This is a genomic window from Salarchaeum japonicum (genome assembly GCF_020614395.1).
GTDB classification, from domain to species: Archaea; Halobacteriota; Halobacteria; order Halobacteriales; family Halobacteriaceae; genus Salarchaeum; species Salarchaeum japonicum.
Window position 1 is genome coordinate 2,128,694 of the sequence record NZ_CP085324.1, and the last position, 13,792, is coordinate 2,142,485.

The following is a 13,792-nucleotide window of genomic DNA, read 5'->3' on the forward strand; positions in this document are numbered from 1 at the left end:
TAGGAAGGGAGTGCTCCGCCCTCTTAGCGGTGGGTGATTAGGTCTCGATGTCGAGTTCTTGTTTGAGGCGGTCGCGGTCGCCGGTCTGGGCGTTCCAGAGCGCCGCGTACACGCCGTCGGCGTCGAGGAGTTCCTGGTGCGTGCCGCGCTCCGCGACCTCGCCGGCTTCCACGACGAGAATCTGGTCGGCGTTCTTCACCGTGGAGAGCCGGTGCGCGATGCTGAACGTCGTGCGGTCTTCGCTCAGGCGGTCGAGACTGCGCTGGATGAGGAACTCGGTCTCGGTGTCCACCGCGGACGTGGCTTCGTCCAGAATCAATATCTCGGGGTCTTGGAGGACGGTGCGGGCGATGCTGACGCGCTGGCGCTGGCCGCCGGAGAGCTTCACGCCCCGCTCGCCGACCCGGGTGTCGTAGCCGTTCGGCATCTCCGTGATGAACTGGTGGGCTTCCGCGGCCTTCGCGGCCTCCACCACGTCCTCGCGGTCGGCGTCGAACTCGCCGTACTTGATGTTCTCCGCGATGGTGCCGTCGAACAGGAAGGTGTCCTGGCCGACGTACCCGATAGCGCCGCGCAAACTTTCGAGGGTCACGTCCCGGATGTCGTGGCCGTCCACGCGGATTTCGCCGCCGTCCACGTCGTACAGCCGCAGCAGGAGTTTCAGAATCGTGGACTTCCCCGCGCCCGTCGGCCCGACGAGCGCGGTGGTCTCGCCGGGGTCGGCGTCGAAGCTCACGCCGTCGAGAATCACGTCCTCGTCGGCGAGCGGGTCGGGGGTGTCGTCGTCGGGGTCGCCGTAGGGGTCGCTCTCGTAGCCGAACGTCACGTCGTCGTACTCGACGCGGCCCTCGACGGGCGAGATGTCGGTGGCGTCCGCGTCGTCCTGAATGCGGACGGGGATGTCGCGCAGGCCGAACACGCGCTCCGAGGACGCCTTCGCGTTCTCGTACTGGTCGACGATGTTCGACACCTCGGCGAGCGGCGTGACGAACCGCTGGGTGAGCAGGATGAACGTCACGAACTCGCCCGTGGAGAGCGTGCCGGAGAAGAACAGCGGCGGCCCCTGAAAGAGCCAGATGCCGCCGACGACGAAGGTCACTGCAAAGGAGAGGCCGGCGAGCAGTTCCATGCCCGGCCGGTAGAGGTAGTTGAGCTTCAGGACGCTCATCGTGTCCCGGAAGAAACTGTAGGAGGCGTCGCGGACGCGCCCGGTCTCGTAGGACTCCGTGTTCGAGGTCTTCACGAGTTCGACGCCCGACAGGGCGTTCTCCAATCGGGTGTTGAGGTCGCCGATGCTCTGGCGCTGGGCGACGTACCGGGGTTCGACCGTCCGCATGAACCAGAGGGTGAGGACGACGATGAGGGGGATGGCGGCGAGCGTCACGATTGCGAGCTGCCAGTTCATCCAGAGCATGATACCGGCGATGCCGACGACCATCACGGCGAGCCGCGCGGTGTTCTGGAGGGCGTTGTCGAGGAAGACTTCGAGATTGCTCGCGTCGTTGTTCAGGACGGACATGACCTCTCCCGTCTGTTTGTCGTCGAAGAACGTCATGTCGAGGCGCTGCATCTTCTCGAAGGAGTCGGTGCGCACGGCGTGCATCACGCGGTGCGCGAACAGGTTCGCCGCCACGCCGTACAGCCACGTGAACACCGCCGTCACGAAGAACGCGACGACGATGGCCACCGCGGCGAACTGGAACTGCGCCGCGTCGGGCGCGGTCGCGGGCAGCCACGACGCGGGCACCACGGGGAGCGAGAACGCCGAATCCCCCGTGAACACGCTGTCGATAGCCGCACCCAGCAAGAGCGGGGGCAGGAGGCTCGCGGCGCGCGCGACGACGTTCGCCGCCATCCCGCCCGCGAAGTACTTCCACTCCGGCACACCGTACTCCGAGAACAACCGATAGAGCGGTCGTTCGACGCGGTCGCGGTACGTGTCGAACACGCTCTCCTCCTCCGGCGTAGACATCTACCCGTACGTCGAGAAGCAGGGGGATGAGGGCTGTGGTAGCGGCCAGCCTATCGGTCTAACGCCCGCCGCGGGAGGATGCGGGGGTCGCCGTCGTCGAAGTCCACCGCGGCGTCCACGCCGAACACGTCCGCGAGCAACTCCTCGGTGACCACGTCCTCGGGCGGCCCCCAGTCGTACACCTGGCCGTCCCGCAGGGCGACGAGGTAGTCCGCGAACCGCGCGGCCTGCTGGAGGTCGTGCAGGACGACGCAGACCGTCGCGCCGCGCTCCTCGTTGAGTTCGTGGATGACGTCCATCACGCGGAGCTGGTGGTGGAGGTCGAGGTACGTCGTCGGTTCGTCCAGCAGGATGGTGTCGGTCTGCTGGGCGAGCGTCATCGCGATCCAGACGAGCTGTTTCTGGCCGCCGCTGAGGTTCCCGAGGTCCTCGTCGCGGAGGTGGGTGATTCCCGTGAGTTCGATGGCGCGCTCGACGGCCTCTTCGTCCTCGGTGGTGCGGCCGTCGAAGAAGCCCTTGTGGGGGTAGCGGCCGTGGTGGACGAGGTCTTCGACGGTGAGGCCGCCGGGCGCGTTGTTCTCCTGGGAGAGCAGGCCGAGTTCGCGCGCGAACTCCTTGTCCCCGAGGTCGGCGATGTCGCGGCCGTCGAGCACGATGTCGCCGCCCGCGGGCGCGAGGTGGCGGGCGAGCCCGCGCAGGAGCGTGCTCTTCCCGCTGCCGTTCGGCCCGACGAGCGCGGTTATCTCGCCCTCGGGGATGACGAGCGTGTCGCAGTCGACGACGGGTTCGCCGACGTTCGCGTACCGGAGTTCCAGGTCGCTCGCGCGGAGCTTCGCGTCCGGCGTCTCGTTCGCGGTGCCGTCGGTCGAATCGGTGGAGTGTGTCTGTGACATGGCTAGAACTCGCTGACGTCGCCGTTCCGGCGCATCAGGTAGAGGAAGTACGGGCCGCCGATGAGGCCGGTGACGATGCCGACGGGAACCTGCACCGGCATCAGCGCGAGGCGCGCGACCACGTCCGCGACGACGACCAGCGCCGGCCCGAGGAAGAGCGAGCCGAGGACGAGCCGTCGGTAGTCGCTCCCGACGACGGTGCGGACGGCGTGCGGGACGACGAGGCCGACGAACCCGACGAGGCCCGCGACCGAGACGGCGGTCGCGGCGGCGAGGATGGCGAGCGTGGACACGCCGAACCGGACGAGTTCGACCGGCATCCCGAGCGAGCGCGCGGTGTCCTCGCCGAGCAGGAGGACGTTCAGGTGGCGGGCGGCGAGGAAGATGGCGGGCACGACGAACAGCGTGGGGAGCGCGGCGAGCCGGAACTGCTCCCAGTCCACGCCGGTGAGAGAGCCGGTCGTCCACGCGATGGCGGTCTTCACGGCCGCCGTGCTGTCGAGGAAGTAGAACAGGCCGGTCTGGAGGGACTGGAAGATGGTGGCGACGATGACGCCCGCGAGGACGAGGCGGACGGGACTCGTGCCGCCCTGCCACGCGATGGCGTACACGAGGAAGAACGCGATGGAGCCGCCGACCGCCGCGGCGAACGGGAGCGCGGAGAACTGGATGCCGACGACGGGGAGGACGACGTACGCGCTGGAGAAGAACACGAGCGTGAGGAGGACGGCGAGTCCCGCGCCGCCGCTCACGCCGAGGATGTACGGGCTCGCGAGTTCGTTCCGCGTGACGGCCTGGAACACCGCGCCGGAGATGGCGAGGTTCATGCCGACGAGGATGCCGATGAACACGCGCGGCATCCGGATGTTCCAGACGATAATCTGGGGCGTCGTCATCCACTCCGGGAACTCGTTCCCGAGGAGGGCGGCCGCCCACACGTCCGGGTTGAAGACGATGCGGGGGTTGGTGACGACGGAGAACGTCTGGGCGATGGTCATGTCGTACGACCCGAACCAGACCTGGACGAACCCGGCGACGAGGACGGCGAGGACGCTCCCCGCCATGAGCGTCAGGAGGCGCTTATCGCGCGGCGCGACCAGCGACCGAATCGACTCTCGCGTGGTCGTCTCGTTACTCATCGAGCGACCCCCGTTCGCGGGATGTCACTCGTCGCCTGGTTCGCGTCATCTACCCCAAGAAAGCTTAGGGACGCCTAAATCCGTTGCGGTTAGGCGTTCCCGTTCGCGATGTCGGAGACGCGCTGCGGGTCGTACAGCATCTCTTCGACGCCGTAGAGCTGTTCGGCGGCGCGCTGGGTCACGACGAGGTTCGAAATCGGGCCCTGGTAGAGCGGGCCGCCGCGGTACACGTCGCCGTTCTGGACGGCGGTGAGCTGGCTCGCCGTGTTGTCCGCCTCCATCGGCGCGACGACGGACTCCTGGAACTCGTCCGCGGTCATGCTCTCGCGGCCGCGAATCATGAGCGCGTCCGGGTCAACTTCGAGCAGGGTCTCGTAGTCGATGGTACCGCGACTGGAGAGGAAGTCCTGGACGTTCGCCTCCGCGAGCGCGTCCCGGACGTTCAGGTCGCGCCACTGCTTGTGGCTCGTGCCGCCGCCGACGAGGTAGGGGTAGAACGAGGACTCGGAGGCGGGCCAGAGGATGGCGATGCGGGGACGCTCGGAGTCCGCGGTGGGGACGAAGTCGAGGTTCGACTGGAAGTCGTCGTGCAGGCTCGCGAACGCCTCGTAGCGCTCCTGCGCCTGGAATATCTCCGCGACCTTCTCGAACGCCTCGTACAGCGTGTAGTACTCGTAGTCCTCGTGCCAGGGGTAGGTCTGGGAGAAGATGGAGTTCCCGATGATGGGCGCGACGCCGTTCGCTATCTCGTCCACGTCGGCCTGATTCCACCCGAAGCGGTTGATGAGGAAGTTCGGGTCGAACACCTGCACGTCGATGCCGTGTTCCTGTTCGAGCGAGTAGAACAGTTCCTTCGAGACGCCGTCCTGGTAGAGCGACGTGGTGTCGCTCTTGTCCGCGGAGACGCCGGGAATCTCGTCGTAGTAGTTCGTGTGCCAGCGGTTCGCGAGCCAGAGCGCCTTCGGCTCCTCGACGCCGAGCGCGAGCCCCATGTCGGCGTAACTGCCGTTGTTCGCGATCCACGTCTCGGGCACCTCCTCGAACGTCACGTCGCCCGTGGGCACCATCGACACCGTGTACGGCGTGCTGGACTCCGTGGTGGTCTGTTCGGTGGTCGTCGATTCCGTGGTCGTGGCGTCGGTCGTCGTGCTGGTGGTCGAGTCGCCGCTACTCTGACAGCCCGCGAGGGCCGCGCCGAGCACAGCGCCGGTCGTGCCGAGGAACTTCCGTCGATCCATACCTGTTTAGGCCAGCCTAAACGATAAGAAACCACCGGTTTTTCGGCGGCCCTAAACGCCGGGGACGGGAACTTTTAAGCACGCACGACCGCACGATTCGGGTATGCGCGTCGCTCTCTCGGTAGTACGTGGATAACGCCCTCGCCGTTTCTGACGCGCGAACCGCCCACGACCGACCAGCGACGACTCTCCAGTCATGACAGACGTTCCAGCGGACTACGACCCCGACGAACTCGAACCGCGCCTCCAAGAGCGATGGCTCGACGAGGAAACCTACGCGTACGACGGCGACGCCGACACCGCGTACGTCATCGACACGCCGCCGCCCTACCCCACGGGCAACCTCCACATCGGGCACGCGCTCGGCTGGAGTTACATGGACTTCACCGCGCGCTACCACCGGATGCAGGGCCGCGACGTGCTGTTCCCGCAGGGCTGGGACTGCCACGGCCTCCCGACCGAGGTGAAAGTCGAGGAGAACGAGGACATCCACCGCACGGACGTGTCCCGCCAGGAGTTCCGGCAGATGTGCATCGACCACACCGACGCCCAGATCGCGTCGATGAAGGACACGATGCAGGAACTCGGGTTCAGCCAGGACTGGAACCACGAGTTCCGGACGATGAACCCCGAGTACTGGGGGAAGACCCAGCACTCCTTCACGGAGATGGCGGACGAGGGCATGGTGTACCGGGACGAACACCCCGTGAACTGGTGTCCGCGCTGCGAGACCGCTATCGCGGACGCCGAGGTCGAACCAATCGAGCGCGACGGCACCCTCCACTACGTCACGTTCCCCGGCGTCGATAACGACGACCTCGAAATCGCCACCACCCGCCCCGAACTGATGGCGGCGTGCGTCGCGATGGCCGTCCACCCCGACGACGACCGCTACGACGGACGGGAGGACGACACGTTCGAGGTGCCGCTGTTCGGCCACGAGGTCGGCATCATCGAGGACGAGGAGGTCGACCCCGACTTCGGGTCGGGCGCGGTGATGATCTGTACGTTCGGGGACAAACAGGACGTGGACTGGTGGGCCGAGTACGACCTCGACCTCCGCGCCGTCTTCACGGAGGACGGCCACCTGAACGAGGACGCCGGCGACTACGCCGGCCTCACCATCGACGAGGCGAAGGAAGCCATCGCGGACGACCTCGACGCCGAGGGCTACCTGAACGACACCGAACCCACCGAGCAGTCGGTGGGCGCGTGCTGGCGGTGCGACACGCCCATCGAGATTCTCTCGAAGGAACAGTGGTTCGTCGAGGTGGACGAAGACCTCGTGCTCGACCTCGCGGAGGACGTGGAGTGGATTCCCGAGCACATGCACGACCGCCTCGTGGACTGGGCGGAGGGCATGGAGTGGGACTGGGTCATCAGCCGCCAGCGCGTGTTCGCGACGCCGATTCCCGCGTGGGAGTGCGAGGACTGCGGGCACTGGCACATCGCGGACGCCGCCGAAACCCCGGTCGACCCCACCGAGGAAGACCCCGCCGTCGGGACCTGTCCCGAGTGCGACTCCGCGAACTGGACGGGCGAGACGGACGTGATGGACACGTGGATGGACTCCTCCATCACGCCCCTCCACATCTCGGGCTGGCCCGAGGACATCGACCTCGACGAGTTCGACCCCGTGTCGCTGCGGCCGCAGGGCCACGACATCATCCGGACGTGGGCGTTCTACACGCTCCTCCGCACCGGCACGCTCACCGACGAGAAGCCGTGGGAGGACATCCTCGTGAACGGGATGGTGTTCGGGCCGGACGGGAACAAGATGAGCAAGAGCCGGGGGAACGTCGTCGCGCCCGACGACGCCGTCGAGGAGTACTCGGCGGACGCGCTCCGGCAGGCGCTCGCGCTCGGCGGACAGCCCGGGAGCGACGTGCAGTTCCAGTGGAAGGAAGCGAAGTCCGCGAGCCGCTTCCTCACGAAACTCTGGAACATCTTCCAGTTCGCGAGCGGGCACTTCGACGAGGACACGCCCGACATCGACGCGCCCGCGTACCGGGACGCCGACGCCTGGATACTCTCGAAACTCACGCGGGTCGCGGACGACATGGAGGCCGAGATGGAGGCGTACCGGTTCGACGCCGCGCTCCGCGAACTCCGCGAGTTCGCGTGGAACGACCTCGCCGACGACTACGTCGAACTCGCGAAGGGCCGCCTCTACAACGGCCGGCCCGGCGAGCGGGACGCCGCCCGGCACGCGCTCTACACGACCGTCTCCGCCGTCACGCGGATGCTCGCGCCGTTCAGCCCCCACCTCGCGGAGGAAATCTGGACGTACCTCCCCGGCACCGAAGGCAGCGTCCACAACGCCGAGTGGCCCGACCTCGAGTTCCACGACGAGAACGCCGAAGCGAAGGGCAGCGTCATCGCCGAAACCGCGAGCGACGTGCGCGCGTGGAAGTCCGAGACCGGCCGCCCGCTGAACGCCGAACTCGACCGCATCGAACTCTACCTCGAAACCGACGTCGAGGGAGCCATCGACACCTACGACCTCTCCGAAACCGTCAACGCACCCGTGAAAATCGAGACCGGACGGCCGAACGTCGAACTCGTCCCCGTCGACGTCGACCCGGACGACTCCCTCATCGGCCCCGAATTCCGGAGTCAGGCCGGCGCGGTCATCCAGGCGCTCCAGGACGCCGACCCCGCCGTCATCAAAGCCCGGAAAACCGAGGGCTCGATACCGCTCGACCTCGACGGCGAAACCGTCGAACTCGACCCCGAGATGGTCGACATCGAGGAAGACTACCGCGCCGAATCCGGCGAAGAAGTCGCCGTCCTCGAAACCGAGTTCGGGACGGTGCTCGTCTACCCCTGAACCGTTTTCCGGATCGAGGTCGCTGACGCGACCCGCTCCCCGCAAAAATCTTCACCACCGCCAGACGTCTTTGACTTCTGGCTGTTCAGCCAGAACGCATCGCGTTCTGGCGATAAAAAGCGCGACGCGGCGAAGCCGCGCCGTGCGGAAGCGGAGACGCATCCCGCACCGCCGCCGTCCCGCACCGCCGCACCGGCGAAAGGTTGGAGGGACTGGACGGTGACGCGACGGACGTGACGCTCGCCGGGTGGCTGATTGCCGTGGGCCTCGTCGCGCTCCCCGTTCTATTCGGGTACGCGTACTGGCGGTACCGGCGTGGCGACCGGAACCGTAAGGCCCTGCTCGTCGGGGTTGGTGCCGGCGGCGTGGGCTGGGCCGGCCTCCTCCTCCAAGCCGAGGAGCGGTGGCTCGCGAGTCCGTGGGACGACGCGGCCGCCGTCCTCGCGGTCGCCTCGGTCGCTGTCGGCTTCTACGCGCTCTACCTCGCCTACTGGCGGGAACCCGACGCGGACGGAACCGGATAGCCCTCGTCGAACCCGATTGTTTTTGCGGGCGGCGGAGTGAGCGACTGTATGGACGACCGAGTGCGAGAGCATGCGGAGACGCTGGTGGATTGGAGCGCGCGAATCAGCGAGGGCGACGACGTGGTGCTCTCGGTGTCGGAGGACGCGCACGAACTGGGTGTCGCGGTCGCGGAAGCGCTGGGGGAGCGCGGCGCGAACGTCCACACGACGTACGGGTCGGCGGAGGTGTCGCGGGCGTACCTGCGCGCGCACGACGGCGACTTCGACGAGAACCCGGAGTTCGAGCGCGCGCTCTACGAGCACGCGGACGCCGTGCTCCGCCTGGGCGGCGGCCGGAACACCGCCGCGAGCGCGGACGTGCCATCGGAGACCCGGCAGGCGTACGGGAAGGCCCGCGAGGGGATTCGGGAGGCCCGCATGGACACCGACTGGGTGAGCACGGTGCACCCGACGCGGTCGCTCGCCCAGCAGGCCGGGATGAGCTACGAGGCCTACCAGGAGTTCGTCTACGCGGCGGTGAACCGGGACTGGCAGGAGCTCGCGGACGAACAGGCGAAACTCAAGGAGGTTCTGGACGACGGCGAGGAGGTTCGCATCGTCTCCGAGGGGACGGATTTGACGATGCGCATCGACGACCGGGTCGCCGTGAACTCCTGTGCGAGCGTGGCGTACGACTCCCACAACCTCCCCTCGGGAGAAGTGTTCACCGCGCCGTACGCGACCGAGGGCGAGGTGCTGTTCGACGTGCCGATGACTATCAACGGCAAGCGCGTGCGCGACGTGCGCCTGACGTTCGAGGACGGCGAGGTCGTGGACTATTCGGCTGCCCAGAACGAGGAGGTCATCCGGGAGGTCGTGGAGACGGACGAAGGAGCGCGACGGCTCGGCGAGCTCGGCGTCGGGATGAACCGCGGCATCGACCGCGTAACCGATAGCATCCTGTTCGACGAGAAGATGGGCGGGACGGTTCACCTCGCGCTCGGCCGGGCGTACACGTCGAACTTCCCCGAGGGTCGGGAGGGCGACGCGAACGACTCGGCGGTGCACGTCGACCTCATCACCGACCTCCGGACGGGCGGCCGTCTCGTCGTGGACGGCGAGACCGTGCAGAAGGACGGCGTCTTCCGCTGGGAGGACGGCTTCGACGGATAGCGCGTGCTGGTCGGGGCTAGCAGGCGGCGCTACGGGTTCCGGGCGCGGCGCGCCGCGCAACCGCGGGACGCGCCCGGTCGACGGTTACGTCACGCCCGGTCTGGTTCCGTGTTCCTATGTGAAGGTTCGGCGGTGCTGGCGGAACTGACGCCGACCGCGAACGAAGTGAGCGGGCCGACGAGCGACCAGCGCTGCTTCTCGCGACTGGTCGAGATTTTGCCGAGCGCTGTCGCTGCGCGACAGCGCGCAGCGCAAAAGGTCGAGCTGCGGGGAGTAAGCCCCCTTCTGTTCGGTCCGGCATTCGGCTGAGCGTCCGCGCGGGTGCCCGAGCTACCGTGGTCGCACGGACTTGCACCGGCGGGGGTGGCCGTTCCATCGGTTCTCCCGGGTCTGCCCTCTGTGGGTTACTTCCCCTTCTCGCGTCGGGGGTCGCGCACGTCCTCGGTCGCCGGGAGGCGTGTCGTGTCTGTTCCAGTGCCAGCGGTCTCCCGCTCCGGACGTGTGTCCGGCCGCCTGCTCGAGCGGTGGGGGGACTTTCCTCATGCGTGTGCACGGGAGCCGGACTCCCGCTGCCCGACTGGTAGTGGGGGCGAGCGCGGGTTAAGGCGTTCGGTACCCGGGGGTGTTTTGTGGCCGCCGGACTGTTCGTTCGCGTGGTTGACATTCCTGGAAGGCGTGTTTTCGGGGGCGACGGGCGTCGAGAACGGTCTGTCACGATTGTGGATGTGAAGGGAAGGGTTGAAGTTGGAATCGTACATATATGTGCTCGTAATGTCCGAGGCCCAGTCAGTCCACCTCTCCTTCGAAGACGGCGCTCGGGCGGTCGAACTCGCACGGGACTCCGTGGAGGCGTTCGTCCGCAACGGGCAGCGAGAGCAGCCGGGCAGTATGCGGGACGCGTTCTACAACCGTACGGGCGCGTTCGTCCGGCTCGAATCGACACGCGGCCGCGGCCGGCTCCGGGGGTGTGCGGGGGCACACGAAACGGCCCGGGAGCTCGGGAACGGCACGAAGCAGCTCGGTCACGCTATCGTCGACGCCGCAATCAAGGCCGCGAGCGACGACTCCTGCGGTTCGGAAGTCGAACCCGCTGAGCTCGGGACGACCCGGGTCTCGGTCTGTACCGTCTCCAACCTCCTCCTCACGGACAACCCGGACGAGGACCTCGAACTCGGCACGCACGGCGTCGCCGTGGACGGGAACGGCCAACACGGCTGGATGTATCCGACGGTGCCCGTGGAGAACGACTGGAGCGTCTACGAGTACCTCGACCGCACGTGCCGGAAGGCCGGCCTCGCACCTGGGGCGTGGGAGGACGACGACGTGATGGTGACGCTGTTCGAGGGCCAGGTGTTCCAGGAGCGCGAACCCGAGGGAAGCGTCGAGCAGCTCTCGAACTAGAAGACTCGTTCTGCGTCCTCGCGGGCGTGTTCTCGCGACTCGTCGAGGTCGAACTCGCGGACGAGTTCGCCGTCCCGAATCAGCGGCTGGAGGAGCGACTCGGCGTCGTCGGGGCCGCGGCCGGCGAGCGCGACCTCGTGGCCGCCCTCGCGGGTTCGATAAACGTCTTTCTTCCCGGAGAGTTTCCCGCGTTTCGCGCAGGGGTCGCCGTCGCGTTCGACGATGTCGAGCGCGAAGTCCACGGGGTCGGCGTTCGAGACGTAGCCGCCGACGCCGAACCCCTGTACGTGCTCGCGGAGCGCGTCGAGGTCGCTGGGGCCGAGGCCGCCGCTGACGAAGATGCCCACGTCGTCGTGGCCGCGGGCGTCGAGTTCCCAGCGGACTTCCCGGATGATGTGTTCGAAGTTCCCGCGCCGGCTGCCGGTGGTGTCGAGGCGGATGCTGTCGAGGGCGTCCCCGAGCGTGTCGGCGGCGCGGAGGGCTTCGTCCTTCTCGTCGGAGTACGTGTCCACGAGCGCGACCCGCGGCACCTCGGCGGGGACGGCGTCGTCGAACGCGCGCCACGCGTCCTCCTGGTGGCCCGCGCCGAACGCGATGACGAGCGCGTGCGGCATCGTCCCGGACGCCTCGCGTTCCAGAACGTCGCCCGCGGCGACGTGACTGAAGCCGTCGAGGCCCGCGAGGAGGGCGGAGCGCTCTATCATCGCGGCGATGCTCGGGTGGACGTGGCGCGCGCCGAAACTCAACACCTGGGAGTCGGGGGCGGCGCGGCGGGCGTCGAGCGCGGCGGTGGCGACGCCGGACGCGTGCGAGAGGAAGCCGAGGAGGCTGGTCTCGTAGCGCGCGAACTCGCGGTACCGTCCTTCGATTCGCAGGACGGGGCCGCCGTCGAACAGGGTTCCCTCGGGGAGCGCGTCCACGTCTATCGGGAGGCCGGCGAGGAGGTGGGCGGCGTCCTTCACGCCCGCGAAGAGTTCGAACTCACCCGTAGGGAACTGGTCTGCGGTGACCTCCGCGACGACCCGCGGGTTCTTCCCGGCGTGGTCGAGGGTTTCGAGCGTCCGGTCGAAGTACGCGTCGGTCGCACGGCCGTCGGCGATGGCGTCCGTGGGCACGATGTCGAAGCCGTGGGACTCACTCATACCCGGTGGTCTCGCGCCGCGTCGAAAAAGACTACGACGTGGGGGTGCCGGCGTGCACGTCGTCGAGTTCACTCGGGCGCGGCGCGTTCACGATGGTGACCGTGTCGCCGGAGACGGAGACGTGGAAGGCGTCCGCGAACTCGCTCGCGCCGTCCGGAATCGTGTAGACGCCGTTCCCCTGGGACTGTGCGCCCCAGTACGCGAGGAGGTCGCGGTAGGTCGCGGCGAACTCGCGGGCGTCCGCGGGAGAGTCCCAGACGGACTTCCAGACGTACGCGGCGTCGCCGCTATTCTTGTACGCGTAGAGCTTGTCGCCGTCCCAGCCGTCCACGGGCGTCGTCGTGTAGTTGATGGGGTCGGACGAATCGACGTTCCCGGCGTCGTTCCGGTTCAGGAACTCGTTCGGGCTGAGGACGTACGGCCGGGCGGCGGTGTCGTCCATCGAGGACTCGTAGGCGGGGTACGCGAACATCCCGGTGAGGCCGGCGACGCCGAACTCCGCGTACGGCGCGCCGCTCGACCGCGTGAGCCGCGTCCAGTCGCCGTCGGAGCGGTCTTCGAGACTGACCGCGGTGGGTTCGTCCACGCCGTACGTCTCGGGCTGGGCGACCTGCTCCGAACTCGCGGGCGGGTCGGCGTAGAGGTCGCTCACGGCGTCCCAGCCGCCGGACTGCTCGACGGACGCGACGAATCCGGGGCCGTCGCTGTACGGGAAGTACTGCGTGAAGTAGATGCCGTAGTGCAGGCCGCTCCCGCCACTCCCGCTATCCCCGCCGTCGTCGCTCCCGGAGGACGCGGGCTGACTGACGCACGCCCAGTCGTCGCCGCAGTGCGCCTCGTAGCGCTGCGCGACGAGTTCGGCGTCGCCCTCGATGAGGCCGAGCGCGGCGCTCCGCGCCTCCAGCGTGGAGCCGGAGAACCCGAGGTCGAAGTTCCGGTACTGGAGCGCGTGCACGAGTTCGTGGCCGAGCGTCGTCTCGGAGAGCACGGGCGTCGCGGTGTCGCTGATGATGACGATGCGGTCGGCGCTCGGACTGTAGTAGCCCGCGACGCTGGACGACGTGGTCTCCGAGGACTCCTCGCTCCCGCTCTCGCTCTCGCCGACGAGGAACAGCGCCTCGTAGCGCACGTCGTCGAACGTGATGCCGGTACTCGACCCCGACCCGCCACTGCCGCTTCCGGTCTGTTCGCGGTAGGTCTCGCGGCTGATGACGGAGACGGGCACGTCCTCCTCGAACTCGATTCCCCGAATGTGTTCGACGCGCGCCATCGCGCGGTGGACGACCGCGTCCTGTTCAGTCGCGTTCAGGCCGTCGGAGACGGTGACGGGGAGCGATTCGTTGTACCAGTAGCCGTGCTCCCAGCCCAGTCGGTCGGACGCGGGGTCGGCGGGCGCGTCCGCCGCGCCGGCGAGCGTGGGGTCGTCCGTCGGCGCGTTCGCACAGCCCGCGAGCGCGAGCAGGCACGCGAGGCCGAGGACGGCGGCGAGCCGAGTGTTCAC

At 68.0% G+C, this 13,792-nt stretch carries 10 protein-coding genes and 1 other RNA gene; 4 read left to right on the forward strand and 7 right to left on the reverse strand.

Annotation, left to right across the window (positions count from 1 at the left end):
• Window positions 1–37: 37 nt before the first annotated feature.
• The 4 genes from LI334_RS11940 to LI334_RS11955 all read right to left on the reverse strand — a co-directional run bounded on the left by LI334_RS11940 (window position 38) and on the right by LI334_RS11955 (window position 5,242).
• Window positions 38–1,972 carry an ABC transporter ATP-binding protein gene (locus LI334_RS11940; RefSeq protein ID WP_227261050.1) on the reverse strand — a complete coding sequence of 645 codons (1,935 nt, stop codon included), beginning with the start codon at window positions 1,970–1,972 and terminating at the stop codon, window positions 38–40.
• A gap of 50 nt (window positions 1,973–2,022) precedes the next feature.
• Entirely contained in the window at window positions 2,023–2,865 is an 843-nt protein-coding gene (locus tag LI334_RS11945; protein WP_227261051.1) for an ABC transporter ATP-binding protein, read from the reverse strand.
• A gap of 2 nt (window positions 2,866–2,867) precedes the next feature.
• Window positions 2,868–4,004 carry a FecCD family ABC transporter permease gene (locus LI334_RS11950; RefSeq protein ID WP_343750027.1) on the reverse strand — a complete coding sequence of 379 codons (1,137 nt, stop codon included), beginning with the start codon at window positions 4,002–4,004 and terminating at the stop codon, window positions 2,868–2,870.
• A gap of 89 nt (window positions 4,005–4,093) precedes the next feature.
• On the reverse strand, window positions 4,094–5,242 hold the full coding sequence (locus LI334_RS11955) for an ABC transporter substrate-binding protein (RefSeq protein ID WP_227261052.1): 1,149 nt from the start codon (window positions 5,240–5,242) through the stop codon (window positions 4,094–4,096).
• Between the two features lie 196 nt (window positions 5,243–5,438).
• On the opposite strand from LI334_RS11955, the gene LI334_RS11960 reads away from it, so the two are divergent.
• From LI334_RS11960 to LI334_RS11970, 3 genes are all read left to right on the forward strand, one after another.
• On the forward strand, window positions 5,439–8,072 hold the full coding sequence (locus tag LI334_RS11960; RefSeq protein ID WP_227261053.1) for a valine--tRNA ligase: 2,634 nt from the start codon (window positions 5,439–5,441) through the stop codon (window positions 8,070–8,072).
• Between the two features lie 203 nt (window positions 8,073–8,275).
• A complete protein-coding gene (locus LI334_RS11965; protein ID WP_227261054.1) occupies window positions 8,276–8,596 on the forward strand; it encodes a hypothetical protein in 321 nt (106 codons plus the stop codon).
• A gap of 48 nt (window positions 8,597–8,644) precedes the next feature.
• On the forward strand, window positions 8,645–9,748 hold the full coding sequence (locus LI334_RS11970) for an aminopeptidase (protein ID WP_227261055.1): 1,104 nt from the start codon (window positions 8,645–8,647) through the stop codon (window positions 9,746–9,748).
• A gap of 262 nt (window positions 9,749–10,010) precedes the next feature.
• Here LI334_RS11970 and rnpB read toward each other — a convergent pair.
• Window positions 10,011–10,322: RNase P RNA component (gene rnpB / locus LI334_RS11975), an RNA gene on the reverse strand.
• 197 nt (window positions 10,323–10,519) lie between these two features.
• Between rnpB and LI334_RS11980 the strand changes: the two genes are divergently transcribed.
• On the forward strand, window positions 10,520–11,149 hold the full coding sequence (locus LI334_RS11980; protein ID WP_227261056.1) for a TIGR00296 family protein: 630 nt from the start codon (window positions 10,520–10,522) through the stop codon (window positions 11,147–11,149).
• On the opposite strand, the gene LI334_RS11985 is transcribed toward LI334_RS11980, so the two are convergent.
• Complete coding sequence (locus LI334_RS11985; protein ID WP_227261057.1) at window positions 11,146–12,291, reverse strand: nicotinate phosphoribosyltransferase; 1,146 nt, start codon at window positions 12,289–12,291, stop codon at window positions 11,146–11,148. The genes LI334_RS11980 and LI334_RS11985 overlap by 4 nt on opposite strands.
• 31 nt (window positions 12,292–12,322) lie before the next feature.
• Window positions 12,323–13,792: an Hvo_1808 family surface protein gene (locus LI334_RS11990; RefSeq protein WP_227261058.1), complete on the reverse strand. Its 1,470-nt coding sequence runs from the start codon at window positions 13,790–13,792 to the stop codon at window positions 12,323–12,325.